Source organism: Pseudomonas sp. AC355, assembly GCF_979258205.1.
In genome coordinates this window covers 2944634-2969404 of sequence record NZ_OZ409843.1, presented here as the reverse complement: position 1 = coordinate 2969404, position 24771 = coordinate 2944634, and the positions used below count along the sequence as shown (strand labels likewise).

The following is a 24771-nucleotide window of genomic DNA, read 5'->3' as shown; positions in this document are numbered from 1 at the left end:
CGCTTCGGCGGGCCATTCCTGATAGGAGAATTCTCATGGCTCGTATTACTGCTGCCCAGGCGGGCGGCACCAACGTGCTCGCATTTCTCGACATGCTCGCCTGGAGCGAAGGCACCTCGACCATCCCCCACAGTGATGACGGCTACAACGTGCTCGTGGGCGGTACGCTGTTCGGTGATTACCGCGCGCACCCGCGAAAGCTGATCGACCTGCCGCGCTATCGCATCAAGTCCACGGCGGCCGGGCGCTACCAGTTTCTGGCCCGCACCTGGGACTCGATCGTCAGCCTTTACCACTTCCATGGCCGTTTCACGCCAGAGGCTCAAGACCTGGCTGCGGTGAAACTGCTCGATGAGTGCGGCGCGCTTGCACATATCCGCGGCGGGCGCATCGAGCGCGCCATCACCGCTGCCGCGCCAATCTGGGCCAGCCTGCCTGGCGCGGGCTACGGTCAGCGTGAACATAAGCTGAGTGCTCTGTTGTGCAACTACGAACAAGAGCGCGCTGCTGAAGCCTGCGACCAGCACGACCTGCTGGCCAGGTACAGCGCATGCGGCGGACAGGTGGCCGCATGAGCTGGCTATCGCTGATCCCGCTCAACTATCGCGTACTCGCGAGCGCTGGCCTGGCTGTGGCGCTACTGGTTGGCGCCGCCGGCCTTGGCTGGCTTGCCCAAGGCTGGAGACTGGGTGAACGGATGGCCGAGCAGGGCCGCGAGTTCGAACAGCAGATCGCCGCACTCGAAAAAGGGTATGCCGACACGCTGGCCATGGCCCAGAGAGCCGCAGCCAGCGAGGCCCGACGCGCGCACGAAAAACGCCTGACGCTGGAACAGCAGCTGCAGGCCACATCCCAGAACCAACACAGGAGACTTACCGATGCCGAAAAAACTGCTGCGCGCCTGCGTGATCGTCTCGCTACTGCTGAGCTACGGTTGTCAGTCCTCCTCGCCAGTTCTGACGCCACAGATGCCGGTGGTAGCGCAATGTCTTCCACCGCCGCTGCCGGACGTTTGGTGGATGGAACCCACCGAGCCGACATTGACGCAGGATCTGCTCAACGAATTGTCGGCATCGTCGAGCGAGGAGACCGGGCGATCATCGCCCTAGCAATGTGTCAGGCCTATGCGCGAGAGATAAGCCTGGATCACTAGCGCTGCCGGCCACTCGCTATGGGTGGAGATCCGCCGAGGGCGGCTCGGCCCCGGTCAGCAGCGTCTGCTGATCGCCGGCGACCAGAGTGGGCAGCCGGGCGGTGAAGGAGGTGCCGTCCGCTTCATTCGAGACGACGCAAATCGTGCCGTTGTGTCCCCTGACGATCTCTGCGGCGATATACAGACCCAAACCCAGGCCCTCGCGCTGTCCCAGTTCCGAGCGGGTGTAGGGCTGAAAGAGTTTGGGCATCAATTCGGGATCGATCGGCACGCCCTCATTCCACACACAGAGCACCAGATGGCCATCTTCCACGCCGACATTCACCTTCATCGTGGTGCCGTGGCGACCGTGGGTGACGGCGTTGGCCAGCAGGTTGGAAAGCAGCTGGCAGAGGCGCACCGGGTCGCACAGGTTCGCCCGTGGCACGTTCACCGAGTGCTCGATGACCGCGGCAGGATAGGCCTCAGCAATTTCGTTGATGACGCGCTCGAAGTCATCCTGCAGGTTGGCAACCATTTTGGGCTCGACCGGAATACCGCTGCCAAGCCGCCCGCGAGCGAAGTCGAGGATGTTCTCGATCAGCGAGCCCATACGTTTGGCACTGCTTTGAATCGCCGTGGCGAGTCGACGTTCTGGGCGATCCAACAGCTTGGATTCGAGAATGTCGGCACCCATCCTGACCGCGCTCAATGGCGTACGCAGGTCGTGGCCGAGCACTGCGATCAACTGTTCACGCAGATGCCCGGTCTCTTTCTCGACCTCCAGCTCTCGCTGGCTTCGCTCCACGGAGGCCTGCATATCCAGATTAGCCGCGATCAGCTGTGCGAAAAGCGTGAGCGTTTCGGTAATCACATCTATATCAAGGTTGGCTGGCGCCGGGTCGATAGCGCAGAGCGTGCCGAAAAACTCTCCATTGGCGCGGATGATCGGGATCGAGACGTAGCTCTCCAGCCCATAGAATTTGGGCGTGTGGTGCAGGGAGAACACGGGATGTTCACTGGCGTGACCGAACAGCACCGGCGTACGGTGTTGGCGGATCTCGTCGCAGATGGTGGTTTCCAGTGCGAGCTCGTCGCCGGGCTGGAGCCCGAATTCGATCGAGTCATCGACCGCGCAGGTGACCCACTGTTTGTCGGTGACCCGGGCAACGGCCGCGAAGCGCAGGCCGGTCACATGCTTGACCATGCGCAGGATCATCGGAATTGCCTCGATCTTCGCAACGGCGCGAAGGTCGGGGCCAAAATTTATCGTCGACATTTTGGCCGTTCCGATTGCAAAGAGCACAGAGTACAGCAGTCGCTTTTACCGCTCACCGAACTTTACAGTGGCCCTAGCTCCGTTGCATGACGAGCAGTGTGATATTGCACGCTGTAACGCGCTGGGCTACTGTGCGGGCAGATAAACGCGAGACCTTCCCCGTGAATGCCAGCAGCACCCTTCTGATGCAAATCATCAAAGCCCACGCCCGTTGGCGTTGGCGCGCCTGATCTCTTTTTCTCCGGCCATGCCGGAAGATTCTCTCTGCCTTGCTCCAGCCCCAGACAGTCAGTGTTCCCAGCATGAAATAATGCGGGTGCCAATGAGGGTGTTGATAACAAGGCGATTGGCTGAAGAGCAGTAAATCAAAGGGTTAAATCTAAAATGCTGCTGATGATCGACAACTACGATTCCTTTACCTACAACGTGGTGCAGTACCTGGGCGAGCTGGGTGCCGATGTCCACGTTATCCGTAACGACGAACTGACCATTGCCCAGATCGAGGCCCTGCAGCCCGAGCGCATCGTCGTTTCTCCGGGCCCGTGTACGCCCACCGAAGCTGGAGTGTCCATCGAGGCCATTTTGCATTTCGCTGGCAAGCTGCCGATTCTCGGCGTCTGCCTGGGCCACCAGAGCATCGGCCAGGCCTATGGCGGTGATGTGGTGCGCGCCCGTCAAGTGATGCACGGCAAGACCAGCCCGCTCTTCCATGAGGACAAAGGCGTGTTCGCCGGCCTCAACAATCCACTCACCGTGACCCGCTATCACTCCTTGGTGGTCAAGCGCGACAGCCTGCCGGACTGCCTGGAAATCACCGCCTGGACGGCCAATGAAGACGGCTCCGTCGACGAGATCATGGGCCTGCGCCACAAGACCCTGAACGTTGAAGGCGTGCAGTTTCACCCCGAGTCGATTCTTACCGAGCAGGGCCACGAACTGTTCGCCAACTTCCTCAAGCAGACCGGAGGCATGCGCGCATGAACATCAAGGAAGCCCTCAACCGCATCGTCACCCAGCTGGATCTGTCCACCGAAGAAATGCGCGACGTGATGCGCGAGATCATGACCGGGCAGTGCACCGACGCGCAGATCGGCGCTTTTCTCATGGGCATGCGCATGAAGAGCGAGACCATCGATGAGATCGTCGGTGCCGCCAGCGTGATGCGTGAGCTGGCCGCGCCAGTGGAGATCGCCGCCGAACGGCTGGTCGACACCTGCGGCACCGGCGGCGATGGCATGAACATCTTCAACGTCTCCACCGCGGCAGCCTTCGTCGTCGCAGCGGCGGGCGGCAAGGTGGCCAAGCACGGCAACCGCGCAGTCTCGGGCAAAAGCGGAAGTGCCGACCTGCTCGAGGCCGCTGGCATCTACCTGGGTCTCACGCCGGTGCAAGTGGCGCGCTGCGTCGAGACCGTCGGCGTTGGCTTCATGTTTGCCCCCTCGCACCATGGCGCGATGAAGCACGCCATCGGCCCGCGGCGTGAGCTCGGTCTGCGCACGCTGTTCAACATGCTTGGCCCGATGACCAATCCGGCTGGCGCCAAGCACCAGGTGGTTGGCGTATTCAGTCAGGCGCTGTGCCGGCCGATGGCTGAAGTGCTGCAGCGGCTTGGCAGTGAGCACGTACTGGTGGTGCATGCTCAGGATGGCCTCGATGAGATCAGCCTGGCCGCTCCGACCTTCGTTGCCGAACTGAAGAACGGTGTGGTCAGCGAATACCGCATCCAGCCCGAGGATTTTGGTATCAAGAGCCAGAGTCTGATCGGCCTGACCGTCGATGGCGCGGGGCAGTCGTTGGAACTGATCCGCGATGCACTGGGCCGGCGTAAGAGTGAGGTCGGGCAGAAGGCTGCCGACATCATCGTGCTCAATGCTGGTGCTGCACTCTATGCTGCAGACCATGCCGACAACCTGAGCGATGGAATGAGCCTGGCCCATGACGCGCTGCACACCGGCCTGGCCCGAGAGAAAATGGAAGAATTGGTGTCCTTTACCGCGGTATTCAAACAGGAGAATGAAGGGTGAGCATTCCCACCGTTCTGGAGAAGATCCTCGCCCGCAAAGCCGAGGAAGTCGCGGCCCGACGTGCGATCGTCAGCTTGGCCGAGGTCGAGCGCGAAGCCCGCGCGGCCGATGCACCACGTGGCTTTGCCGCCGCATTGATCGAAAAGGCCAAAAGCAGGCAGCCGGCGGTGATCGCCGAAATCAAGAAGGCATCGCCCAGCAAAGGTGTGCTGCGCGAGAACTTCGTGCCGGCAGAAATTGCCCTGAGCTATCAGGATGGCGGTGCGACCTGTCTGTCTATCCTCACTGATATCGACTTCTTTCAGGGCGCTGACCGCTACCTGCAGGAAGGGCGCAGCGCTTGTTCCCTGCCGGTGATCCGCAAGGATTTCATGATCGATCCTTATCAGATCGTCGAAGCGCGGGCGCTAGGCGCCGACTGCGTGCTGCTGATTGTCTCGGCGCTGTCCGATGCGCAGATGGGCGAGCTGGCGGCGACGGCCAAGGCCTTCGATCTCGACGTGTTGGTGGAGGTGCATGACGGTGACGAACTCGAGCGTGCGCTGAACGTGCTCGATACGCCGCTGGTCGGCGTGAACAACCGCAACCTGCACACCTTCGAGGTCAACCTGGAAACCACTCTCGACCTGCTGCCGCGCATTCCCCGCGACCGCCTGGTAGTGACCGAAAGCGGCATCCTCAACCGTGCCGACGTGGAGCTGATGGAAATCAGCGACGTGTTTGCCTTCCTGGTCGGTGAAGCGTTCATGCGTGCGGATAATCCCGGTGCCGAACTGGAGCGTTTGTTCTTTCCCGAACGTAAGCGCTTTGTCGTCAGTCATGATGTTGACTGACTGAATACTACAACGGCGCTCGAGGGCGCCGTTGTAGTATCTGGTGGCCGCCTTAGAGCGACAGGCGCATGGACAGATCCACCGCCTTGACGTCCTTGGTCAAGGTGCCGATGGATACGTAGTCCACGCCAGTCTCGGCAATGCTGCGCAAGGTGATTTCGTTCACGCCTCCAGAGGCTTCGAGTTTGGCGCGGCCGGCATTAATGCTCACGGCGCGGCGCATATCCTCGAGCGACAGCTCATCGAGCATGACGATATCGGCGCCAGCAGCCAGGGCCTGTTCTAGTTCTTCCAGGCTTTCCACTTCCACTTCGACCGGTTTGCCGGGTGCGATGTCGCGTGCAGCAGCCACTGCGGCTTCGATACCTCCACACGCGGCGATGTGGTTCTCCTTTATAAGGAAGGCGTCGAACAGCCCGATGCGATGGTTGTGGCAGCCGCCCTGGGTGACTGCATACTTCTGCGCCAGGCGCAGGCCGGGCAGGGTCTTGCGGGTATCGAGCAGCTTCACTCCGGTGCTCTGCACCAGCTCGGCGTAGTGCTGGCAGCGGGTCGCCACTGCCGATAGGGTCTGCAGGAAGTTCAGCGCGCTGCGTTCGCCACTAAGCAGCGCCCGTGCGGGCCCTTCGAGGTGGAACAGCGCCTGGTTCGGCGTTACCCGCTGGCCATCCTGCACCTGCCAGTGCACCGCTACGCGCGGGTCGAGTTGGCGGAATACTTCGTCCACCCAGGCGGTGCCGCAGATCACTGCATCTTCCCGGGTAATCACCGTGGCATGGGCTAAGCGCGATTCGGGGATCAGTTGAGCGGTGATGTCGCCACTGCCGATGTCCTCGCGCAAACTGCGGCGGACGTTAGCCTCGATTTCGGCGCGAAGTTCGGTGAGCAGTAGGTTCGGCATGGGGCCTCCGATTGGCTGAGGCGGCGATTATAGGGGCAGAGATCGTTGCTGTTACGTTCATCGGCTAAAAATGAACCCTGAAGGTAACGCCCGGTCACATACGCGAGTCTGGTGAAGACAGCCCCAGGCACCTGTGACGCACGTCATATCCGCAAGTATTTGTTTTGGTATCTCCAGCAGCATTCCTATAATGTTCTGCCATGGAAGTATTGACGTCACATCGTTGACGTTAAGATGACGCTCGCATTCCTGTTCCAGCTTGCTCCGCCAGCGCCGTGCGCAGGAGATCGTGATGAAAACCGATGCCAACGTGGTGCATCTGAACAAAATGGTTTCTGACACGGCTCAAACGGCGGCTGTTAGGCTACCTGCGTCTCTTGTTCAGGTTCGTGACCGGGCTGCCACGCAGCTCAAACAGGCTCTGCAAGCGTTATTTGACAATGCTGACGATACCCTGTTCGACATGGCTGACCGCGCCACGAGCAACGCCGAGCAGAATGCGTTTTTCGAAGCCATGCGTGACCTGCGTCTCAAGCGCAAAGGTATCGAGCGTGGCTTTCTGCAGAAGGTTTTCGAGTCCTTCGCCAGTCTGAATCAATATGTGGTTGGCAAAGCGCCGACACTCGATGCAGTTTCCTTCGACAGTCTGTCGCTTGTGCAGAACGATGAGCTTGAAGAAACCGTCGCACTGGATTCCATGATTGCCAAGGTGATGAGCCGCGACCAAGTGGCGCTCACCCACTTGACCACTCGCCTCAATGCCGTGGTCAGCAAGAAACTCGATGACAAATCCAACCCGCTTGGGCCGGTTTCGCTTAGCGAGCTGTTCCTCGATTCGTGCAGCGGTTTGGGCGTCGAGATCAAAGTCAAACTGATCATCCTCAAGTTGTTCGAGAAATACGTACTGAGTGGTCTCGAGCAGTTGTATGGCGATGCCAACAGCATTCTGGTCGAGGCTGGAGTGCTACCCGAGTTGAAGTCCGCGCCGGCTCGCCGTAGTACCAACTCCAATCGTCCGGCTCGCCATGAGCAGGCAGAAAGCGTCGACTTGTCCTCCGCCGGCTATGGGGATGACGAGGTGCGTGAGGTCTTCAGTGCATTGCAGGAGCTGCTTTCGCAGTCCCGTGATGGCGAATTCGCGCGGCGCCAGGCCCCGGCCAATGCGATGCCGATTTCCACCAACGACCTGATGCGTTTGCTGTCGCACATGCAACAGCGTGCGCCCATTCAGGCTTCAATGGATGTCGATCTGCGCGGGCAACTGGAACATCTGCTGACCCGCGCCAGTGCCAAGAGTGGTCGGGTGCGGGTGGTTGGCGAAGTCGATGAAGATGTCATCAACTTGGTGTCGATGCTGTTCGAATTCATTCTTGATGATCGCAGCCTGCCGGATTCGCTGAAAGCGCTGATCGCGCGTCTACAGATTCCCATGCTCAAGGTCGCCGTTCTCGACAAGACCTTTTTCAGTCGTGGTAGCCACCCAGCGCGCCGCTTGCTCAATGAAATCGCGACTGCGGCGTTGGGTTGGGGCGAGCATGACCACAGCCAGCGCGACAGCCTGTATCAGAAGATCGAACAGGTGGTGCAGCGGTTGCTCAACGACTTTACCGACGATCCTGCGATCTTCTCCGAGTTGTTGGCGGATTTCCTGGCCTTCACTGGCGATGAGCGTCGGCGCAGCGAACTGCTCGAACAGCGTACCCGCGATGCAGAAGAGGGCAGTGCCCGTGCCGAGTTGGCGCGCCGGGAAGTTGAGCAGGCGCTGAACGAGCGGCTGCTGGGCAAGACAATGCCGGAAGTGGTCGTGCGCCTGCTGCGTGAGGCGTGGAGCAAGGTGATGATGCTGACGTGCCTCAAGCACGGCACCGATTCCGAACAATGGCAGGCATCGCTGGCCACCATGGACGAGTTGATCTGGAGTGTGGAGCTCCATGAGAACCCCGAGGCGCGTCTGCATCTGCTTGAACTGGTGCCCGGGTTGCTCAAGGCACTGCGTGAAGGTATGGCCAGTGCGGCGTTCGATCCTTTCTCCACCAGTGAATTCTTTGCACAGCTCGAAGCTTTACACGTGCAGGCATTCCAGCGCTTCAAGCGATCCATGCCTGATGTCGAGCGCAGTTCTCCAATCGAGTCGGATGATGTTCAGCGTACGGCGCTCTCTGCCGTCGGCATTGAGTTGCCTTTGCTTGAATTGCCTCCTGAAGATGAAGAGAGCGTTTCGGCCATGGTCGAGGTGCTCGAAGAGATCGTCTTGCTGGCGCCAGGGCAGACGCGTGTCGAAGAAGAAGAGCCGGTACTCGCCAGCGATGACGAGGCGCTGCAGCATGTAGATGCACTGCGCGTCGGTAGCTGGGTAGAGTTTCAGGAAGACGAAGAACACAAGTTGCGCTGTAAATTGGCCGCGATCATCAAGCCAACCGGTAAATTCATCTTCGTCAATCGTACGGGGATGAAGGTATTGGAGAAGTCCCGCGCTGGCCTGGCAATCGAGTTTCATCGCAATGCCGTGCGCCTGCTGGACGATGCGTTGCTGTTCGACCGTGCGTTGGAGTCGGTAATCGGCAATTTGCGCCGTCTAAAGAACGCCTGAGCCCGCTCTCTGCGCAACCCGTTCCTCCCCCTTGCGGCCTAATTAGGCCGCAAGTCGTTTCAGCCGCCTGTAAACGCTTTCACCTCGCCGCAACTTGCGCTGCAGCCTGAACAGCCCCTAGAGTGTGCGCTCGTTCGGGGAGCACGTATGCACAAGCAACTCGAAGACGGCTGGTATCAAGGGATTCAGCACTGTCCTTCGCCCAATTTCAATGAGCGCCCGCAGGCTGAGATTTCCTTGCTGGTGATTCATAACATCAGCCTGCCGCCTGGCCAGTTCGGCACCGGACAGGTGCAGGCGTTCTTCAGTAACTGTCTGCAAGCTGATGCGCATCCGTACTTTGCCGGTATCGCCAGCATGACGGTGTCAGCGCACTTTCTGATCGAGCGTGACGGTACCGTTATCCAGTTCGTATCGTGCCTGGATCGTGCCTGGCATGCCGGTGTTTCCTGTTTTGATGGCAGGGAGAACTGCAACGACTTCTCTCTGGGAATCGAGCTCGAAGGAACCGATCACCTGCCGTTCACGGACGCGCAGTACGCTGCGTTGACCGAATTGACCCGCGTGCTGCAGAGCGCGTATCCGGCGATTAGCGTCGAACGTATCTGCGGGCATAGCGATATCGCGCCTGGGCGCAAGACCGATCCGGGGCCTGCATTCGACTGGACGCGGCTGCGCCGCGCATTGATGACTGATAAGGAGGCATCATGAGTTTCCTGGTGTTGCTGCTGGTGCTGTGGATCGAAAAGTTCTCCTCCTGGCGCCAGCGTGTTCAACATGACGAGCCCTGGCTGCGTGCGCTCGGGCGCCTGGAGCGTAGCGGCACGACCAGCGATTCGCCGTGGCTGGCGATCATCCTGCTGGTTGGTGTGCCGCTGTTGATACTGGCGTTGATCCTGAAGCTGCTCGCGCCGCTGGCCTATGGCTGGCTGCTTTTGCCGTTACACCTGCTGGTGGTGACCTACAGCCTTGGCCGTGGCGACCTGCTGGCCGCCCTCGGGCCTTTTCGTGACAGCTGGCGGCGCGGTGATGGCGAGGCGGCCTACCTGGTGGCGCAGCGTGATCTGGGTGTCGACGGCGAGGGTGAAGCGACGCTGCTGCCCAACGTACAGACCTTCATGGTCTGGCAGGCGTACCAGAGCTTTTTCGCGGTGATCTTCTGGTATGTCCTGCTCGGGCCTCTGGCTGCGCTGGCTTATCGGTTGCTGGCGTTGCTCGTCGAGCACACTCAGTCCGATGCCCTGCGTGAGCGTGCTGGTCAGTTGCGTCATGCCTTCGACTGGTTGCCGGTGCGTGTGCTGGCTGCCAGCTTTGCGCTGGTCGGCAATTTCATCGCTGTGAGCCGTGCTCTGCTCCACGAAGCCCTCAGCTGGGACATTTCTGCTGCCCAACTGGCCTCCGGGGCCGCCCGCGCCGCAGCCGAGACACCGGAGCCGCTGCTAGGCGAAGCCGGCGTGGCCACGCTGGACAGCCTGTGGCAATTGCTGGTGCGCACTGCCATCCTCTGGTTCGCCGCCATTGCCCTGTGGACGCTGTTGTTTTAGTCCTGCCAGCCGAACAGCTGCATGGCGTTGCGGCTGCTGGCCGTGGCCAGCACTTCTGGGGCAACCCCGAGCAGCGGTGCCAGTGCACAGCAGATGTCTGGCAGGTGAACGGGGCTGTTGCGCAGATTAGGATGCATGGCCGGCGCCATGTCCGGTGAGTCGGTCTCAAGCACGATGGCATCCAGCGGTAGCCTTGCAATCACTTGGCGCAGGCGTTTGGCCTGGGGCCAGGTCGGTGCCCCGCCGAGGCCCAGCTTGAACCCCAGCTTCAGGTATTCCCTGGCCTCCTCGTAGCTGCCGGTAAAGGCATGGATGATGCCGGCGCGGGGTAGCCTGAAACGCTTCAGTGCCTTGATCACCGGTGCATGGGCGCGGCGCACATGCAGCAGTGCCGGCAACCCGAAACTCTCGGCCAGCGCCAGTTGCGTCTCGAAAAGCATTTGCTGGCGCTCGCGGTTCAGTTCTTCCAGATAGTAATCCAGGCCGAACTCGCCGATGGCGCAGAGCTTTTCATGGCCGTGCAGGCGCTCCAGCCAGTCCTGCAATAGCTGAAGATCCTCCGTACGGTGCTCATTCAGGTAAACCGGATGTAGGCCGAAAGCCGCGTACAACCCCTCATGTTGCTGCACCTGATCCCACAGGCGTTGCCAGTTGCCGTGCTCGACACCCAGTACCACGAGCCGCTCTACGCCGAGCGTGCGGGCTTGCGCCAGTACCTCGATGCGGTCGTTATCGAAGTCGGGAAAGTCGAGATGGGTGTGGGTGTCGATCAGTTGCATAGTGTTCTGCCGGGCAGGTGAAGAGTGGGTTGAGCAGTGCCTGCGTACAAATGGGGTGCAACATTCTGTGAGTCATTCCCGCCGTTGGCCAGTCGAACCTCAAAGGGACGGCGGTTGTGGGGATCGTCGAAAGCAAAGGGCGGCCGCATGATGCGTCTTCGCAAGATACTTGGCTGGTGCCTTGCCAGTCTGTTGTTGTTGATCGCAGCGCTGATGTTGTTTCTGGTGCTGTTCGACTGGAACCTGCTCAAGCCAACGATTAATTCGCGAGTGTCCGAAGCGCTCAACCGTCCCTTCGCCATCGAAGGCAACTTGGCCGTGACCTGGCAACGCGAACGCGAAGAGCCCGGTCTGCGTGCCTGGATACCCTGGCCGCACGTCTCCGCCGAGCAGCTTAGCTTGGGTAATCCCGAGTGGGCCAAGGGCGATCACTTCGTCAGCCTGCAACGTGTCGAGGCCAGTCTGTCACCGCTGCCGCTTTTGTGGAAAACCGTTTCCATCCCGCGCATTCACCTGACCGGCGCCGACGCGGCGCTGGAGCGGCTCGCCGATGGCCGTGACAACTGAACCTTCGATCTCAGTGCACAGGAGCAGTCGGACGAGGAGCCGGCAGCACCCTGGGTGATGGATATCGGCACCATCGGTTTCGACAAGGCGCAGGTGCGCTACGACGACCAGACCCTGCAAGCCAGCGTGAATCTACTTGTGGAGCCGCTTGGCGCACCTATCGCCTTCAACGAAATCGTCGGCAAGACCGCCAGTCAACAAGACGAAACCGCAGTGACGCCGCAGGATTACGCCTTCGCCTGGCAGGCCAAGGGCCGTTACAAGGGCCAGGCGCTGACCGGCAGCGGTAAGATCGGCGGCCTGCTGGCCCTGCAGGATGCTCGCCAGCCATTCCCGGTGCAGGCTGACGTACGGGCTGGAACCACGCGTGTACAGGTCGCCGGTACATTGACCGATCCGAAGAACCTCGGTGCTCTCGATCTGCGCCTGCGGCTGTCGGGCGCCAGCCTTGGCAATCTCTATCCATTGACCGGCGTGACGCTGCCGGACACTCCAGCCTATTCCACCGATGGCCGTCTGGTCGCGCAGCTGCAGGACGTCGACGGGCCGCTGTTCCGCTACGAGAAATTCAATGGACGTATCGGCGACAGCGACATCCATGGTGACCTGACGTTCGTGGCTCGCGAGCCGCGTCCCAAACTGTCCGGCGCGCTGGTCTCCAACCAACTGCGTTTCGCCGACCTGGCGCCTTTGATCGGTGCGGACTCGAACGCTGAGAAGAAGGAGCGCGGCGCCGCCAGCGTTCAGCCGGGCAATAAGGTATTGCCGGTCGAAGAGTTCCAGACCGAGCGCTGGCGCGACATGGATGCCGACGTCAGCTTCACCGGTAAACGCATCGTACACAGCGAGGAGTTGCCATTCACCGACCTATTTACCCACGTGGTACTCAACGAAGGCATGCTCAGTCTCGAGCCCCTGCGTTTCGGCGTGGCCGGTGGGCGTCTGGATTCAACCCTGCGCCTGGATGGCCGCGGTACGCCGCTCAAGGCGGAGGCGCAGTTGCGCGCCCGCAATTTCCGCCTGCGCCAGTTGTTCCCCAGTGTGGAGGTGATGCAGAGCAGCCTGGGAGCTCTTAATGGCGACGCGACGATCAGTGGCGCCGGCAATTCGGTGGCGACCCTGCTGGGCAGCTCCAATGGCCGCATCAAACTGCTGATCAACGATGGCCGGGTCAGTCGCAACCTGATGGAGATCGCCGGCCTGAACGTCGGTAACTATGTGGTCGGTCGCCTGTTCGGTGACGACGATGTGGAGATCAACTGCGCAGCCGCCAACCTGAATATCAGGCAAGGCGTGTTGAAGCCGGAGTTGATGGTGATCGACACCGAAAATGCATTGATCGGCATCGATGGCACGGTGAATTTCGCTAACGAGCAGCTCGACCTGACCATCACCCCCGAGTCCAAGGGCTTCCGGGTCTTCTCGCTGCGCTCGCCGCTCTACGTGCGCGGTACCTTCAAGGAACCTCGCCCGGGCGTGAAGGCTGGCCCTCTGCTGCTACGTGGCGCCGGCATGCTGGCGCTGGGCGCGCTGGTGGCGCCCGCTGCGGGGTTGGTTGCGCTGGTGGCGCCGAGCGGCGACCAGCCCAACGAATGCGCACCGCTATTGGAACAGATGCGCCAGGGCGCTAATCGTTGAAACGGATTTTCAGGTGCCGCTCGATGGCGTCCAGGCCGGGCTGATAAGTTCCGTCCAGAGCGTCGAGCAGGCGTTGGAATACCCGGTCGGCAATGCGCTCGTGCTGCTGTGAAATCGCGTTGACGCGCATGGGCAGGAAATCCAGTAGCTGGGCATCCCCGAACGTGCCGAGGCGCAGGCGGCTGGTATCCATTTCCGGGTGCTCGTACAGCGCATCCAATACACCCTCGAGCAGCACATAAGCGGTGGTCACCAGTACGTCTGGCAAGCTGCCCTGAGCCATCAGCTCACGCATCTGCCGATGGCCCCATTGGCGGCTGAACTGTTCACCATGACTGACGCTGATCAGGCCATCAAAATCCGCCAGGGCGTCGCGAAAGCCCTGTTCGCGAGCCTGGCTGATTGGCAGTTCCGGGCGGGCGCCGATCAGGGCGGCCTGGCGTGGCAGCGGCTGCAGCAGGCTTCTGGTCAGCAACTCGCCGGCCTGACGATCATCGCTGATCACCGAGTACAGGTGGCTGGGATCCAGGGCGCGGTTCACCGCGATCACCGGAGTGCCGGCCGCAATCAGTTGACGGTATTCGGGGGCGTCCTGAGGCAAGCAACTGGCGACGATCAGCGCATCGCAGCGGCGCGAGCGGAACAGCTCGAGCAGTTGCCGCTCGCTGTCCGGCCGGTCATCGGAACTAGCGATCAGTAACTGATAACCCGCTTCCCGGGCGCGCTGTTCGAGCAGCTTGGCCAGGCGCGCGTAACTGGGGTTTTCCAGATCCGGGAGGATGAAGCCGAGGCAGCGGCTTTCTCCACGTCGCAGGCCGGCGGCTTGTGAGTTGGGGCGGTAGTCGTGCTTCTCCACCACTTCCAGTACCCGCTGCACGGTAGCCGCACTGATCCGGCGCTTGGCAGCCTGGCCGTTGATCACGTAGCTGGCGGTGGTCAGCGATACGCCAGCCAGGCGGGCGATGTCGGTCAGTTTCAAGGTGCGTCTCCTCTGGCGGACTTCAAGGATTACCGATTATCAGGTAACGTGCCAGCGCTAGATGAAACGATTCAGCAAACGAGTCGACTAAGCTAACAAGAATGTCCGCCAAGTCCGTGCAGCGCGCCGGTCTTGCTCGAGGAGAAACGTCATGCTCGAACTACACCCTTCGCAGATCCAGATGGGCCGACAGGCCGCGGACAAGCAGCAGGCGCTGGCCGAACTGGCCGATAGCCTGGTCGCTGACGGCCTGGTCGCGTCCGGCTATCTGGATGGCATGCAGGCCCGCGAACGGCAGGGCTCGACCTACCTGGGGCAGGGCATCGCCATTCCGCATGGCACGCCGGAAACCCGCGATCAGGTGTTCCAGACCGGCATGCGCCTGATCCAGTACCCGCAGGGCGTGGACTGGGGCGACGGCCAGCGTGTGTACCTGGCCATCGCGATTGCCGCACGCTCCGACGAACATCTGCGTTTGCTGCAACTGCTCACTCGTGCGCTTGGCGAAGGTGACCTGAGTCAGGCGTTGCGCGAGGCTCAGGATGCAGATGCCATTCTTGCTCTGCTGCAGGGCGCACCTCAGGAGTTGGCTCTGGATAGCCAACTGGTGGGGCTGAGCGTCAACGCTGAGGATCTGGACGAACTGGCCTGGCAAGGCGCCCGCCTGCTGAAGAAGGCCGGCTGCACAGCCTCCGGCTTTTCCGGCAGCCTGGTTCAGGGCGAGCCGTTGCCGTTGGGTAACGGGCTGTGGTGGCTGAGCAGCGAGCAGGGCGTCGAACGCCCGGGCCTTGCTTTCGTGACCCCGTCGCAGCCGCTGCAGCAGGCTGGTCAGCCGGTAGCCGGGTTGTTCTGCCTCGCCTGTCTGGGTGAAGGGCATCGTAAAGTGCTCGAGCGTCTCTGCGATCTGCTGATCGCCGGGCAGGGCGATGCCCTGGCACACGCCACCACCAGCCGCGGCGTGCTCGAAGCCCTGGGCGCCGAGCTGCCTCCTTATTGGCCGCTGTTGCGCATCACTCTGGCCAATGCTCACGGGCTGCACGCCCGTCCGGCCAAAACACTGAGCGAGCTCGCGCAAAGTTTCAGTGGTGACATCCGCGTGCGTCTGGCCGAGGGCGCTGCGGCCGGCGTTTCGGCGAAGAGCTTGAGCAAGCTGCTGGCGCTGGGCGCACGACGTGGTCAGGTACTGGAGTTCAGTGCCGAGCCCACGATCGCTGACGACGCATTGCCGGCTATCGAAGCGGCTGTTCGTGCCGGTCTGGGTGAAGAGGTCGAGCCGCTGCCGCCGGAGTCAGCCGAGCAGGTAGTCGATTCGCCGCCCCCGCCTGAAGTGGACGCAGCGCCCAGCGCGCCATCTGCCGGCACCCGTTTGCAGGCAGTCGCCGCGTCGCCGGGTATCGCCAGCGGCCCTGCTTTCGTGCGCCGAGTGCCGCGCCTCGATTATCCAGCCGAGGGTGAGGGCGTCAGCGTAGAGCGGGCGCGCCTGGATGCCGCTCTGCAGCATATCGATGGCGAGATTCAACGGCTGGTCGAGCGTAGCCAGGAAGCCAGCGTGCGCGACATTTTCGTCACCCACCAGGCGATGCTGCGCGATCCTGCCCTGCGTGAAGACGTCGATGCGCGCCTGGCGGCGGGCGCCAGTGCGCAGGCCGCGTGGATCGGCGAGATCGAGGCGGCCGCGACTCAGCAGGAATCGCTCCACGATGCATTGTTGGCGGAGCGCGCCGCCGACCTGCGTGATATCGGTCGCCGTGTGCTGGCGCATCTCTGTGGCGTCGAGGCGCCTCAAGAACCCGCCGAACCCTACATTCTGGTGATGGGCGAGGTCGGCCCTTCGGACGTCGCCAGCCTCGACCGTAAACGCGTCGCCGGTATCGTCACCGCTCGCGGTGGTGCTACTGCGCACAGCGCGATCATCGCCCGCGCTCTGGGGATTCCCAGTGTGGTTGGTGCCGGTGAAGGCCTGCTGGCCTTGCAGCAGGGCACTCGACTGCTGCTCGACGGTGACCGCGGTCAGGTCTGGGTCGCGCCGGACGATGCTACCCTGGCTCAGGCCGAGCGTGAACGGCAGGCCAGCGAGCAGCGTCGCGAACGTGCCCATGGTGAGCGCATGCATCCGGCGCGTACCCGTGATGGTCACGCAGTCGAGGTCGCCGTGAACATTGGCGCCAGCGGTGAAGCTGCCGCTGCGGTCGAGCTGGGCGCCGAGGCTGTGGGCCTGCTGCGTACCGAGCTGGTGTTCATGGATCACTCCCAGGCGCCGGACGTGGCGACTCAGGAGGCCGAGTACCGACGTGTGCTCGATGCCCTGCAAGGCCGGCCGCTGGTAGTGCGCACGCTGGATGTGGGGGGCGACAAGCCCTTGCCCTACTGGCCTATGCCGGAGGAGGAAAACCCCTTCCTCGGTGTGCGCGGCATACGCCTGACCCTGCAACGCCCGGACATCATGGAAACCCAGCTGCGCGCCTTGCTGCAGGCTGCCAATGGGCGCCCCTTGCGCATCATGTTCCCGATGGTCGGACAGATCGAAGAATGGCGCGCAGCGCGCGAGATGGTTGAAAGGCTGCGTCAGGAAATTCCGCTGGACGACCTGCAGCTGGGCATCATGATCGAGGTGCCATCCGCCGCTCTGATGGCGCCGGTGTTGGCGCGCGAGGTGGACTTCTTCAGTATCGGTACCAACGACCTGACCCAGTACACCCTGGCCATCGACCGCGGCCATCCCACCCTGTCGGCCCAGGCGGACGGCTTGCATCCATCGGTGCTGCGCCTGATCGGCATGACCGTTGAGGCTGCCCACGCTGAAGGTAAGTGGGTCGGCGTCTGCGGTGAGCTGGCGGCCGACATGCTCGCCATCCCGCTGCTGGTCGGGCTGGGTGTCGACGAACTGAGTGTCGCCGCACGCAGCATCCCGCTGGTCAAGGCGCGAGTCCGTGAACTGGATCTTCATCACAGCCAGGTGCAGGCGCAGCAGGCCCTGACCCTGGGCAGCGCCGCTGCGGTGCGGGCGCTGGTCGAGGAGACACACTGATGGCGCGCATTCTCACCCTGACCCTGAACCCGGCGCTGGATCTCACCGTCAGCCTCGATACCCTGCAGCCCGGTGCGGTCAATCGCAGTCTGGGGATGAGCAGTCATGCGGCAGGCAAGGGGCTCAACGTCTCCCAGGTGCTCGCCGATCTCGGCCACAAAGTCACCGTCAGCGGCTTTCTCGGCCAGGCCAATGCTGCGCCGTTCGAGCAGTTGTTTCAGCGTCGTGGTTTCATCGACGCGTTCGTGCGGGTGCCCGGCGAGACCCGTAGCAACATCAAACTTGCCGAGCGTGACGGCTGTGTCACCGATCTCAATGGCCCCGGGCCGGAAGTCGATGCGGCGCATCAGCAGCAACTGCTGGATCAGTTGGAACAGATCGCCGTTGGGCACGACGCTGTCGTCGTCGCCGGCAGTCTGCCGCGCGGTGTGACGATCGAGTGGTTCGGCGCACTGCTGCGTCGCCTGGTTAGCCTCGGCTTGCCGCTGGCGCTGGACACCAGTGGTGCAGCCTTGCGTGCCGGCTTGACGGCGGAACCCTGGCTGATCAAACCCAATGAAGAGGAACTGGCCGAGGCCTGCGACCTGGCGTCGGCATCTCCCGAGCGCCTGGATGACGCCATCCGTGAGTTGCAGGAGGGGGGCATCAAACATGTGCTGCTGTCGCGCGGCGCGCAGGGCGCTGACTGGTTCGGCCCCCATGGCGTGCTGCATGCGCAGCCGCCACAGGTCGAGGTGGTCAGCACCGTTGGTGCTGGCGACTCGCTGCTCGCCGCTACCTTGCATGGCCTGCTCAGTGACTGGCCTGCCGAGCGCACGCTGCGCCTGGCGACGGCGGTGGCCGCCCAGGCGGTCACGCAAATCGGATTCGGAATTCACGATCGGCAACAGCTGGCCCGCCTGGAAGCGGCGGTGGCTGTGACGTCGAAACAATAACAAGAGGTCGTTGCAATGAATGTGCTGATCATTACCGCCTGCCCCAACGGCCAGGTCACCAGCGTTCTGTGTTCGCGCCTGTTGCAAGCCGCCGCCGAGCGTCTGGGTTGGTCTACCCAGGTTGAAGTGCATGATCCCAAGGCGATCGGCTCGCCCTTGAGCGAAACCGATATCGCCGCGGCCGAACTGGTGCTGGTGGTGAAAACCGGCGAGCTGGATCTGCAACGCTTCGTTGGCAAGCGCGTGGTGCAATCCACGCCGTCCGAAGCGCTGGCCGACCCGAAGCAGTTTCTGCTGGTCGCTGCCGAGCAGGCGCAGGTGCTTGAAAAGGCCGCGCCGGTGGCGGCTGCCTCGTCTGGTGGCAAGCCGAAGCTGGTGGCGATTACCGCCTGCCCAACCGGTGTCGCCCACACCTTCATGGCTGCCGAAGCGCTGCAACAGGCTGCCGAGCAGTTGGGTTACGACCTGAAAGTTGAAACCCGCGGTTCGGTTGGTGCGCGCAATCTGCTCGACGACGCCAGCATTGCCGCCGCTGATGTGGTGCTGCTGGCCACGGATATCGAGGTCGAGACCGAGCGTTTCGCCGGCAAGAAAGTCTATCGCTGCGGCACCGGCGTTGCCTTGAAACAGCCCAAGCAAACTCTGCAGAAGGCGCTGGCCGAGGGCGTTGCGCAGCAGGGGGCTGGGCAGTCGCAGAGCGCCGATGCCGGCAAGTCGGGCAGCAAGAGCGGCCCATACAAGCATCTGCTGACCGGCGTGTCGTTCATGTTGCCGATGGTGGTGGCGGGTGGTCTGTTGATCGCCCTGTCCTTCGTGTTCGGTATCGAGGCGTTCAAGCAGGAGGGCACGTTGCCTGCCGCGCTGATGAAGATCGGTGGCGAAGCAGCCTTCGCGCTGATGATTCCCGTGTTGGCAGGTTACATCGCCTATTCGATCGCGGACCGCCCGGGGCTGGCGCCAGGGATGATTGGTGGCATGTTGGCCAGTGCCCTGGGTACCGGTTTCCTGGGGGGCATCATCGCCGGCTTCCTTGCGGGTTATCTAGCCTTGGCGCTGAATCGCTGGTTGCGCCTGCCGCAGAGCATTGAGGCGTTGAAACCGATCCTGCTGATACCGCTGCTGGCCAGCCTGGTCACCGGCCTGGCGATGATCTACGTGATCGGTACGCCAGTCGCCGGGATCATGGCGGCGCTGGAAGTGTTCCTGCAGAACATGGGCACTACCAATGCAATTCTGCTCGGGCTGCTGCTCGGCGGCATGATGTGTGTGGATCTAGGTGGGCCGATCAACAAGGCAGCCTACGCGTTTTCCGTTGGCCTGCTGGCATCGCAGAGTTACGCACCGATGGCCGCGACCATGGCCGCCGGGATGGTGCCGCCCATCGGCATGGCCATCGCCACTGTGCTGGCGCGCCGCAAGTTCAGCCAGACAGAGCGCGAAGCTGGCAAGGCGGCGGGTGTGCTGGGGTTGTGCTTCATTTCCGAAGGGGCGATTCCCTTCGCCGCGAAGGATCCGCTGCGGGTCATTCCAGCCAGCATCGCCGGTGGCGCGCTGACTGGTGCGCTGTCGATGTACTTCGGCTGCAAGCTGATGGCGCCGCACGGTGGCTTGTTCGTGCTGCTGATCCCCAACGCGATCAACCATGCGTTGCTGTATCTGCTGGCAATCGTGGCGGGCAGTCTGGTGACCGGCGTGGTCTATGCGCTGATCAAGCGCCCTGAAGTCGAAGCCCTGACGGTCGCTGCCAAGGCTTGAAAGTAGGGCAGGGCATCCACGGATGCCCTGCCAGTGGTTCAGCGAGTGCCGAAGACCACCATGGTCTTGCCTTTGACGTGCACCAGGCCCTGTTCTTCCAGAGCCTTGAGTACGCGCCCGACCATCTCCCGAGAACAACCGACAATACGGCCGATTTCCTGACGGGTGATCTTGATCTGCATGCCATCCGGATGAGTCATCGCATCGGGCTGTTTGCAGAGGTCGAGGAGGGTGCGGGCAACGCGACCGGTAACGTCGAGAAACGCCAGGTCGCCTACCTTGCGAGTCGTGTTGCGCAGTCGCTCGGCCATCTGTGTGCCCAGCGCGAAGAGGATGTCCGGATCTTGCTGAGTCAGTTCGCGGAACTTGGTGTAGCTCAGTTCGCCGACTTCACATTCAGTCTTCGCACGAACCCAGGCGCTACGCTCTTTCTCTACACCTTCCTTGCCAAAGAGCCCCATCTCGCCGAAGAAATCCCCGGGATTGAGGTAGGCGATGATCATCTCACGGCCATCATCGTCTTCGATCAGGATGGTGACCGAGCCCTTGACGATGAAATACAGCGTTTCGCTGCGATCGCCTGCATAAATGATGGTGCTTTTGGCTGTATAGCGACGGCGATGACAATTCGCGAGGAGTTTGTCGAAGTTTTTGACTTTAGGTGTGAGAGTGATTGCGACCATGCCTGAGTCCCGAATATAGAAAGATAAGCCTGACAGACGCGGTAAGTGACGCCGCCTAGACCCAAGTGCTTGACTATCTCGCAAGGCAGATGCCGGCTCTCTGGTGTGTATAGCGATATCTGAAAGCGCCTTTAACACAGCAGATGCCCACATTTTTGCAGCGGAATATGACGTTGCATGCAATGCGTTGTGATCGATAGCGCCCTGGTGGATATCTTGTTCTTATCGACTGATAACGATGTGTCGCGCTTCGATATCAGTGATTGTGCCACTAAAACGGCATCATCATGAACAGGGATACTTCCAGAGGAACTGTTTTGTGAGGTATTGCACGTTCCGCTTGTGAACTCTAGCAGCATCTGTGGCACCCGTCGTAAAAGTCGCCCTGTGATAAGCTTTTGGTCTTTTAAAAGGAGGGGCCGCAACGATGAAAGCTCGCGTTCAATGGGCAGGCGAAGCGCTGTTTCTAGGCGAGTCGGGTAGTGGCCATGCGGTGGTGATGGACGGCCCGCCGGAAAATGGCGGCCGCAATCTGGGCGTGCGCCCGATGGAGATGTTGCTGATCGGCCTGGGTGGCTGCAGCAATTTCGATGTGGTGAGCATCCTCAAGAAATCCCGCCAGCCAGTTGAAAGCTGCGAAGCCTTTCTTGAAGCCGAGCGCGCCACTGAGGATCCCAAGGTTTTCACCAAGATCCATCTGCATTTCGTGGTGAAAGGCCGTGGTTTGAAAGAGGCCCAGGTCAAGCGTGCGGTTGAGCTGTCTGCCGAGAAATACTGCTCGGCCTCGATCATGCTCGGCCGTGCCGGTGTGGAAATCACCCACAATTACGAAATCGTCGAACTGGGTGCTTGAAGAAGAAGGGCGATCCATTGATCGCCCTTCTTCTATTGGTCAGATCCGGTAGGTGGTCTTGGTCATGAACTTCGAGAGTAGCGTCATGCCCAGTTTGACTGGTGCCGGGAAGCGCGCACCGCCGGCATCCAGCGCGCTGTTGGCGTGTTCCTGCTCGTCGCGGCGCATCTGTTCGAGGATGGCTCTGGATTTGCCGTCTTCTTCGGGAATCTGTTCGAGGTGTTCATCCAGGTGCTTGACCACCTGGTCTTCCGTTGCCGCGACGAAACCCAGGCTTACCCGGTCGCTGATCAGACCGGCCACGGCGCCAACACCGAATGACAGCCCGTAGAACAGCGGATTCAGCACGCTCGGGTGACTGCCCAACTGGCGAATGCGTTGTTCGCACCAGGCCAGGTGATCGATTTCTTCATCTGCCGCATGCTCCATCGCCGCACGCACGCGTGGCAGCTTGGCGGTCAGTGCCTGACCCTGATACAGCGCCTGCGCGCAGACTTCCCCAGTGTGATTGATGCGCATCAGACCAGCGATGTGGCGAGTCTGTTTCGCGTCGAGCTGCGCCTCGGGTTCGACGATGGCTGGCGATGGACGGCTCGGCTGGCCACTGAAAGGCAGCAGCGTGCGCAGCGCCATGTCGGCTTGCAGCAGCAGGCGGTCGACGGGCGAATAATGGCGGTCTTTGGCCATGAGGGTTCTCCGGCGAGGACATGAGCGAGCAGTTTACCGCAAAAGGACTGCCGTGTTCGGCGGTCGGCAGTAGCATCGAGGCGCAAACGTGTGCTGCCTCTCCAGTTGTGCATTCGGCACTTGCTCGGCGCTGTCGGTTGGCGGGAGTATGGCGCTGCCTCTAGGGCATAAGGAGTTGCTGTGAAGAACGATATTCACGACCTGGGATTGGTACTCGATTCCAAGGTCAAGCTGGTGCTCATCGAATCATGGGATGAACGGCGCGTACTGGAGACGCTTACCGGTCTGGCGGTACGCCGTGGCCTGGGTCTGCTCACTTGGTCGGTCACCGAAGGGCTGCAGCGCGCCGGCTTTGCCGGAGAGACTTTCGCCGAAAGCGGTAGTACCGAACCGGAAGCTGCGTTGCGGCTGATCAAGGCCGACCCTCAGGCAAACCTCTACGTGTTGTGCGACCTGCATCCCTTTATGGTCGATAATCCTAAGCTGGTGCGCCTGCTCAAGGAAATCGCCATGGCTGATGGCAGCCAGGCGCCTACGGTGGTGCTGGTGTCCCACGCCTGCAAGTTACCGCCTGAAGTGCAGCGCTATGCGGCGCGTTTCAACCTGGCGTTGCCTGGGGAGGACGAACTGCTGGGGATCGTCCGCGATGAGGCCACGCGCTGGAGCGAGCGCAACCGCAATCGCCGTGTCCGCACCGACAACCGCACCTTGCAGCAGGTGGTGAAGAACTTGCGTGGTATGAGCCACGCAGAAGCACGGCTGCTGGCGCGCAACCTGATCTGCGACGACGGTGCTATCACCCAGGAAGACCTGCCGGAGCTCAACAAGGCCAAGTTCGAGCTGCTCGACCTCGATGGCGTACTCAGTTACGAGTACGACACTGCGCGTTTCGCCGATGTCGGTGGCCTGAGCAACCTCAAGCGCTGGCTCGGCGAGCGCCAGCGAATCTTCTTCGACGGCACAGGTGTCGACCTGCCAAAGGGCGTGCTGCTGGTCGGCGTACAAGGCTCGGGCAAGAGCCTGGCGGCCAAAGCGGTAGCCGGGCTGTGGGGCTTGCCGCTGCTGCGCCTGGATTTCGCCTGCCTATACAACAAGTTCTTCGGGGAAACCGAACGCAACCTGCGCGAGGCACTGAAGCTGGCCGAGCAGATGTCGCCCTGCGTGCTGTGGGTCGACGAGATCGAGAAAGGCCTGGCAAGCGGCGATCAGGACGGCGGCGTTAGCCAGCGCGTGCTCGGTACGCTGCTGACCTGGATGGCCGAGCGAAAATCATCGGTGTTCATGGTCGCTACGGCCAATGTCATTGGTCGCCTGCCGCCCGAGCTGGTGCGCAAGGGTCGCTTCGACGAGTTGTTCTTCGTCGACCTGCCGGACGTGGAAACCCGCGCCGAGATCTTCCGTATCCATCTGCAACGCCGCGAGCTGGATGCCACGGCCTACGACCTGCCGCAGTTGGCGGCGGCAAGCAGCGGTTTTTCCGGGGCGGAGATCGAGCAGGTGGTGGTCAGCGCGCTGTACGCCTCTCAGGCGCAGCAGCAGTCCGTCGACCATGGCATGCTGTTGCGTGGTATCCAGGCCACGTCGCCTTTGTCGGTGATCATGGCTGAGCCACTGGCCGAGTTGCGGGACTGGGCGCGGGGGCGGACGGTCAGCGCAAATTGAAGTGGTCGATCAAGCGCGGCCAAAACGCCGGTTGAGCCGCGCCGCGAATCGGCGCACCAACAGCCGTGGGAAGAACCGTGGCGCCAGGCTCAGCAGGCGATTACGCCAGCCGGGAATGATGATCGCGCGGTTCTTGTCCAGACCACGCACCGCGATCAGTGCAACTTCCTCGGCGCTGAGCATCAGTTTGCCGTTCTCCAGCGCACTGGCATCGAGTTGGGCGTTGCGGAAGAACGCGCTGCGCGTCGGCCCGGGGCAGAGCACCGACACCTTGACGCCGTAAGGTCGCAGCTCTTCGCGCAAGCCTTCGGAGAAGTGCAGGACGTAAGCCTTGCTCGCGTAGTAATTGCTCATCCATGGCCCTGGCTGGAAAGCAGCTATCGATGCCACGTTGAGGATCTGCCCGCTGCCACGCCCGGCCATTACCGTGCCGATGGAGTGGCACAGGCGCGCCAGGGCCAGCACGTTCACTTCCAGCAACTCCTGTTCACGGCTCCAGTCCTGGGCAACGAATGCGCCGGCGCTGCCGAGCCCCGCATTGTTTACCAGCAGCTCGATGACCAGACCGTTCTGCTCGAGCTCGTGCATCAGTCCGGATAACTGCAGGGGTTCACTGAGGTCGCAAACACGGAACAGGACTTCGACGGAAAAGCGCTGCGTCAGCTCGTAGGCGATGCTTTCCAGTGCGTCACGATGGCGTGCGATGAGGATCAGGTTACGCCCGCGGCGTGCCAATGCTTCGGCCAGGGCAAGGCCGATACCACTGGAAGCACCGGTGACCAGGGCATAGCGGGGCATGGCGTTCTCCTGATGCTGTCCGTGACGGGCGTATAGCCTATCCGCAACAGGCCTGTCAGCGCTGCAGTGGCAACGCCGACAGGGAAAATAAATGCAGCGGGATC

20 protein-coding genes and 1 pseudogene are annotated in these 24771 nt (G+C 61.8%); 14 read left to right on the top strand and 7 right to left on the bottom strand.

From position 1 onward, the window contains the following. The first annotated feature begins 35 nt into the window (after positions 1 to 35). Both ACZ0AI_RS14125 and ACZ0AI_RS14120 read left to right on the top strand, forming a co-directional pair. Positions 36 to 575, top strand: a complete 540-nt coding sequence (locus tag ACZ0AI_RS14125; RefSeq protein WP_463562408.1) for a glycoside hydrolase family 24 protein — start codon at positions 36 to 38, stop codon at positions 573 to 575. Beyond that, positions 572 to 1153, top strand: a complete 582-nt coding sequence (locus ACZ0AI_RS14120; RefSeq protein ID WP_463562407.1) for a lysis protein — start codon at positions 572 to 574, stop codon at positions 1151 to 1153. The genes ACZ0AI_RS14125 and ACZ0AI_RS14120 overlap by 4 nt, the downstream gene beginning before the upstream one ends. A gap of 16 nt (positions 1154 to 1169) precedes the next feature. Here the strand turns inward: ACZ0AI_RS14120 and ACZ0AI_RS14115 are convergent, their stop codons facing one another. Continuing rightward, the gene (locus ACZ0AI_RS14115) at positions 1170 to 2438 is read right to left on the bottom strand and encodes a GAF domain-containing sensor histidine kinase (RefSeq protein WP_463562406.1); all 1269 of its coding nucleotides are present in this window, start codon (positions 2436 to 2438) and stop codon (positions 1170 to 1172) included. A gap of 357 nt (positions 2439 to 2795) precedes the next feature. On the opposite strand from ACZ0AI_RS14115, the gene ACZ0AI_RS14110 reads away from it, so the two are divergent. From ACZ0AI_RS14110 to trpC, 3 genes are read left to right on the top strand one after another with little or no spacing between them, the layout of a single operon-like run. Continuing rightward, positions 2796 to 3392 (top strand): aminodeoxychorismate/anthranilate synthase component II, encoded by a 597-nt coding sequence (locus ACZ0AI_RS14110; protein WP_463562405.1) that lies wholly within the window; start codon positions 2796 to 2798, stop codon positions 3390 to 3392. Further along, positions 3389 to 4435, top strand: coding sequence for an anthranilate phosphoribosyltransferase (trpD, locus tag ACZ0AI_RS14105; RefSeq protein ID WP_463562404.1), 1047 nt, complete (start codon positions 3389 to 3391; stop codon positions 4433 to 4435). The genes ACZ0AI_RS14110 and trpD overlap by 4 nt, the downstream gene beginning before the upstream one ends. Beyond that, a complete protein-coding gene (trpC, locus tag ACZ0AI_RS14100) occupies positions 4432 to 5268 on the top strand; it encodes an indole-3-glycerol phosphate synthase TrpC (RefSeq protein ID WP_463562403.1) in 837 nt (278 codons plus the stop codon). The genes trpD and trpC overlap by 4 nt, the downstream gene beginning before the upstream one ends. A 52-nt stretch (positions 5269 to 5320) precedes the next feature. Here trpC and nadC read toward each other — a convergent pair whose 3' ends face one another. After that, complete coding sequence (gene nadC, locus ACZ0AI_RS14095; protein ID WP_463562402.1) at positions 5321 to 6169, bottom strand: carboxylating nicotinate-nucleotide diphosphorylase; 849 nt, start codon at positions 6167 to 6169, stop codon at positions 5321 to 5323. A gap of 292 nt (positions 6170 to 6461) precedes the next feature. Between nadC and ACZ0AI_RS14090 the strand changes: the two genes are divergently transcribed. The 3 genes from ACZ0AI_RS14090 to ampE all read left to right on the top strand — a co-directional run bounded on the left by ACZ0AI_RS14090 (position 6462) and on the right by ampE (position 10303). Next, positions 6462 to 8759, top strand: a complete 2298-nt coding sequence (locus ACZ0AI_RS14090) for a DUF1631 domain-containing protein (RefSeq protein ID WP_463562401.1) — start codon at positions 6462 to 6464, stop codon at positions 8757 to 8759. A 147-nt stretch (positions 8760 to 8906) separates the two neighbouring features. Continuing rightward, positions 8907 to 9470, top strand: a complete 564-nt coding sequence (ampD, locus tag ACZ0AI_RS14085) for a 1,6-anhydro-N-acetylmuramyl-L-alanine amidase AmpD (protein WP_463562400.1) — start codon at positions 8907 to 8909, stop codon at positions 9468 to 9470. Further along, positions 9467 to 10303 (top strand): regulatory signaling modulator protein AmpE, encoded by an 837-nt coding sequence (gene ampE / locus ACZ0AI_RS14080; protein WP_225838092.1) that lies wholly within the window; start codon positions 9467 to 9469, stop codon positions 10301 to 10303. Before ampD ends, ampE begins: the two co-directional genes overlap by 4 nt. Here ampE and ACZ0AI_RS14075 read toward each other — a convergent pair. Continuing rightward, complete coding sequence (locus ACZ0AI_RS14075; protein WP_463562399.1) at positions 10300 to 11082, bottom strand: TatD family hydrolase; 783 nt, start codon at positions 11080 to 11082, stop codon at positions 10300 to 10302. The genes ampE and ACZ0AI_RS14075 overlap by 4 nt on opposite strands. 147 nt (positions 11083 to 11229) lie before the next feature. On the opposite strand from ACZ0AI_RS14075, the pseudogene ACZ0AI_RS14070 reads away from it, so the two are divergent. Then, positions 11230 to 13287: pseudogene (locus ACZ0AI_RS14070) on the top strand (AsmA family protein). Here ACZ0AI_RS14070 and cra read toward each other — a convergent pair. After that, positions 13277 to 14266, bottom strand: a complete 990-nt coding sequence (gene cra / locus ACZ0AI_RS14065) for a catabolite repressor/activator (RefSeq protein WP_463562398.1) — start codon at positions 14264 to 14266, stop codon at positions 13277 to 13279. The pseudogene ACZ0AI_RS14070 and the gene cra sit on opposite strands and share 11 nt — an antisense overlap. 151 nt (positions 14267 to 14417) lie before the next feature. Here cra and ptsP point away from each other — a divergent pair, with 151 nt between their 5' ends. The 3 genes from ptsP to ACZ0AI_RS14050 are packed head-to-tail and all read left to right on the top strand — an operon-like array spanning position 14418 to position 19984. After that, complete coding sequence (ptsP, locus tag ACZ0AI_RS14060; protein ID WP_463562397.1) at positions 14418 to 17294, top strand: phosphoenolpyruvate--protein phosphotransferase; 2877 nt, start codon at positions 14418 to 14420, stop codon at positions 17292 to 17294. Beyond that, complete coding sequence (gene pfkB / locus ACZ0AI_RS14055; RefSeq protein ID WP_225838100.1) at positions 17294 to 18229, top strand: 1-phosphofructokinase; 936 nt, start codon at positions 17294 to 17296, stop codon at positions 18227 to 18229. Before ptsP ends, pfkB begins: the two co-directional genes overlap by 1 nt. 15 nt (positions 18230 to 18244) lie before the next feature. Beyond that, complete coding sequence (locus tag ACZ0AI_RS14050; protein WP_463562396.1) at positions 18245 to 19984, top strand: PTS fructose-like transporter subunit IIB; 1740 nt, start codon at positions 18245 to 18247, stop codon at positions 19982 to 19984. 38 nt (positions 19985 to 20022) lie between these two features. Here the strand turns inward: ACZ0AI_RS14050 and crp are convergent, their stop codons facing one another. Beyond that, the gene (gene crp, locus ACZ0AI_RS14045; RefSeq protein ID WP_225838111.1) at positions 20023 to 20667 is read right to left on the bottom strand and encodes a cAMP-activated global transcriptional regulator CRP; all 645 of its coding nucleotides are present in this window, start codon (positions 20665 to 20667) and stop codon (positions 20023 to 20025) included. A 427-nt stretch (positions 20668 to 21094) separates the two neighbouring features. Here crp and ACZ0AI_RS14040 point away from each other — a divergent pair, with 427 nt between their 5' ends. After that, positions 21095 to 21520, top strand: coding sequence for an OsmC family protein (locus ACZ0AI_RS14040; RefSeq protein ID WP_463562395.1), 426 nt, complete (start codon positions 21095 to 21097; stop codon positions 21518 to 21520). A gap of 39 nt (positions 21521 to 21559) precedes the next feature. Here the strand turns inward: ACZ0AI_RS14040 and coq7 are convergent, their stop codons facing one another. Further along, the gene (gene coq7 / locus ACZ0AI_RS14035; RefSeq protein WP_463562394.1) at positions 21560 to 22207 is read right to left on the bottom strand and encodes a 2-polyprenyl-3-methyl-6-methoxy-1,4-benzoquinone monooxygenase; all 648 of its coding nucleotides are present in this window, start codon (positions 22205 to 22207) and stop codon (positions 21560 to 21562) included. A gap of 180 nt (positions 22208 to 22387) precedes the next feature. Between coq7 and ACZ0AI_RS14030 the strand changes: the two genes are divergently transcribed. After that, positions 22388 to 23869, top strand: a complete 1482-nt coding sequence (locus ACZ0AI_RS14030; protein WP_225838117.1) for an AAA family ATPase — start codon at positions 22388 to 22390, stop codon at positions 23867 to 23869. Between the two features lie 9 nt (positions 23870 to 23878). On the opposite strand, the gene ACZ0AI_RS14025 is transcribed toward ACZ0AI_RS14030, so the two are convergent. Further along, positions 23879 to 24667 carry an SDR family NAD(P)-dependent oxidoreductase gene (locus tag ACZ0AI_RS14025; RefSeq protein WP_463562393.1) on the bottom strand — a complete coding sequence of 263 codons (789 nt, stop codon included), beginning with the start codon at positions 24665 to 24667 and terminating at the stop codon, positions 23879 to 23881. Between the last annotated feature and the right edge of the window lie 104 nt (positions 24668 to 24771).

What these genes read in the sequence shown, in the direction of transcription:
- ACZ0AI_RS14125 (WP_463562408.1), top strand. Translation starts at nt 36, where the DNA reads ATGGCTCGTATTACTGCTGCCCAGGCGGGCGGCACCAACGTGCTCGCA.
- ACZ0AI_RS14120 (WP_463562407.1), top strand. Translation starts at nt 572, where the DNA reads ATGAGCTGGCTATCGCTGATCCCGCTCAACTATCGCGTACTCGCGAGC.
- ACZ0AI_RS14110 (WP_463562405.1), top strand. Translation starts at nt 2,796, where the DNA reads ATGCTGCTGATGATCGACAACTACGATTCCTTTACCTACAACGTGGTG.
- trpD (WP_463562404.1), top strand. Translation starts at nt 3,389, where the DNA reads ATGAACATCAAGGAAGCCCTCAACCGCATCGTCACCCAGCTGGATCTG.
- nadC (WP_463562402.1), bottom strand. Translation starts at nt 6,169, where the DNA reads ATGCCGAACCTACTGCTCACCGAACTTCGCGCCGAAATCGAGGCTAAC.
- ACZ0AI_RS14090 (WP_463562401.1), top strand. Translation starts at nt 6,462, where the DNA reads ATGAAAACCGATGCCAACGTGGTGCATCTGAACAAAATGGTTTCTGAC.
- ampD (WP_463562400.1), top strand. Translation starts at nt 8,907, where the DNA reads ATGCACAAGCAACTCGAAGACGGCTGGTATCAAGGGATTCAGCACTGT.
- ampE (WP_225838092.1), top strand. Translation starts at nt 9,467, where the DNA reads ATGAGTTTCCTGGTGTTGCTGCTGGTGCTGTGGATCGAAAAGTTCTCC.
- ACZ0AI_RS14075 (WP_463562399.1), bottom strand. Translation starts at nt 11,082, where the DNA reads ATGCAACTGATCGACACCCACACCCATCTCGACTTTCCCGACTTCGAT.
- ptsP (WP_463562397.1), top strand. Translation starts at nt 14,418, where the DNA reads ATGCTCGAACTACACCCTTCGCAGATCCAGATGGGCCGACAGGCCGCG.
- pfkB (WP_225838100.1), top strand. Translation starts at nt 17,294, where the DNA reads ATGGCGCGCATTCTCACCCTGACCCTGAACCCGGCGCTGGATCTCACC.
- ACZ0AI_RS14050 (WP_463562396.1), top strand. Translation starts at nt 18,245, where the DNA reads ATGAATGTGCTGATCATTACCGCCTGCCCCAACGGCCAGGTCACCAGC.
- crp (WP_225838111.1), bottom strand. Translation starts at nt 20,667, where the DNA reads ATGGTCGCAATCACTCTCACACCTAAAGTCAAAAACTTCGACAAACTC.
- ACZ0AI_RS14040 (WP_463562395.1), top strand. Translation starts at nt 21,095, where the DNA reads ATGAAAGCTCGCGTTCAATGGGCAGGCGAAGCGCTGTTTCTAGGCGAG.
- coq7 (WP_463562394.1), bottom strand. Translation starts at nt 22,207, where the DNA reads ATGGCCAAAGACCGCCATTATTCGCCCGTCGACCGCCTGCTGCTGCAA.
- ACZ0AI_RS14025 (WP_463562393.1), bottom strand. Translation starts at nt 24,667, where the DNA reads ATGCCCCGCTATGCCCTGGTCACCGGTGCTTCCAGTGGTATCGGCCTT.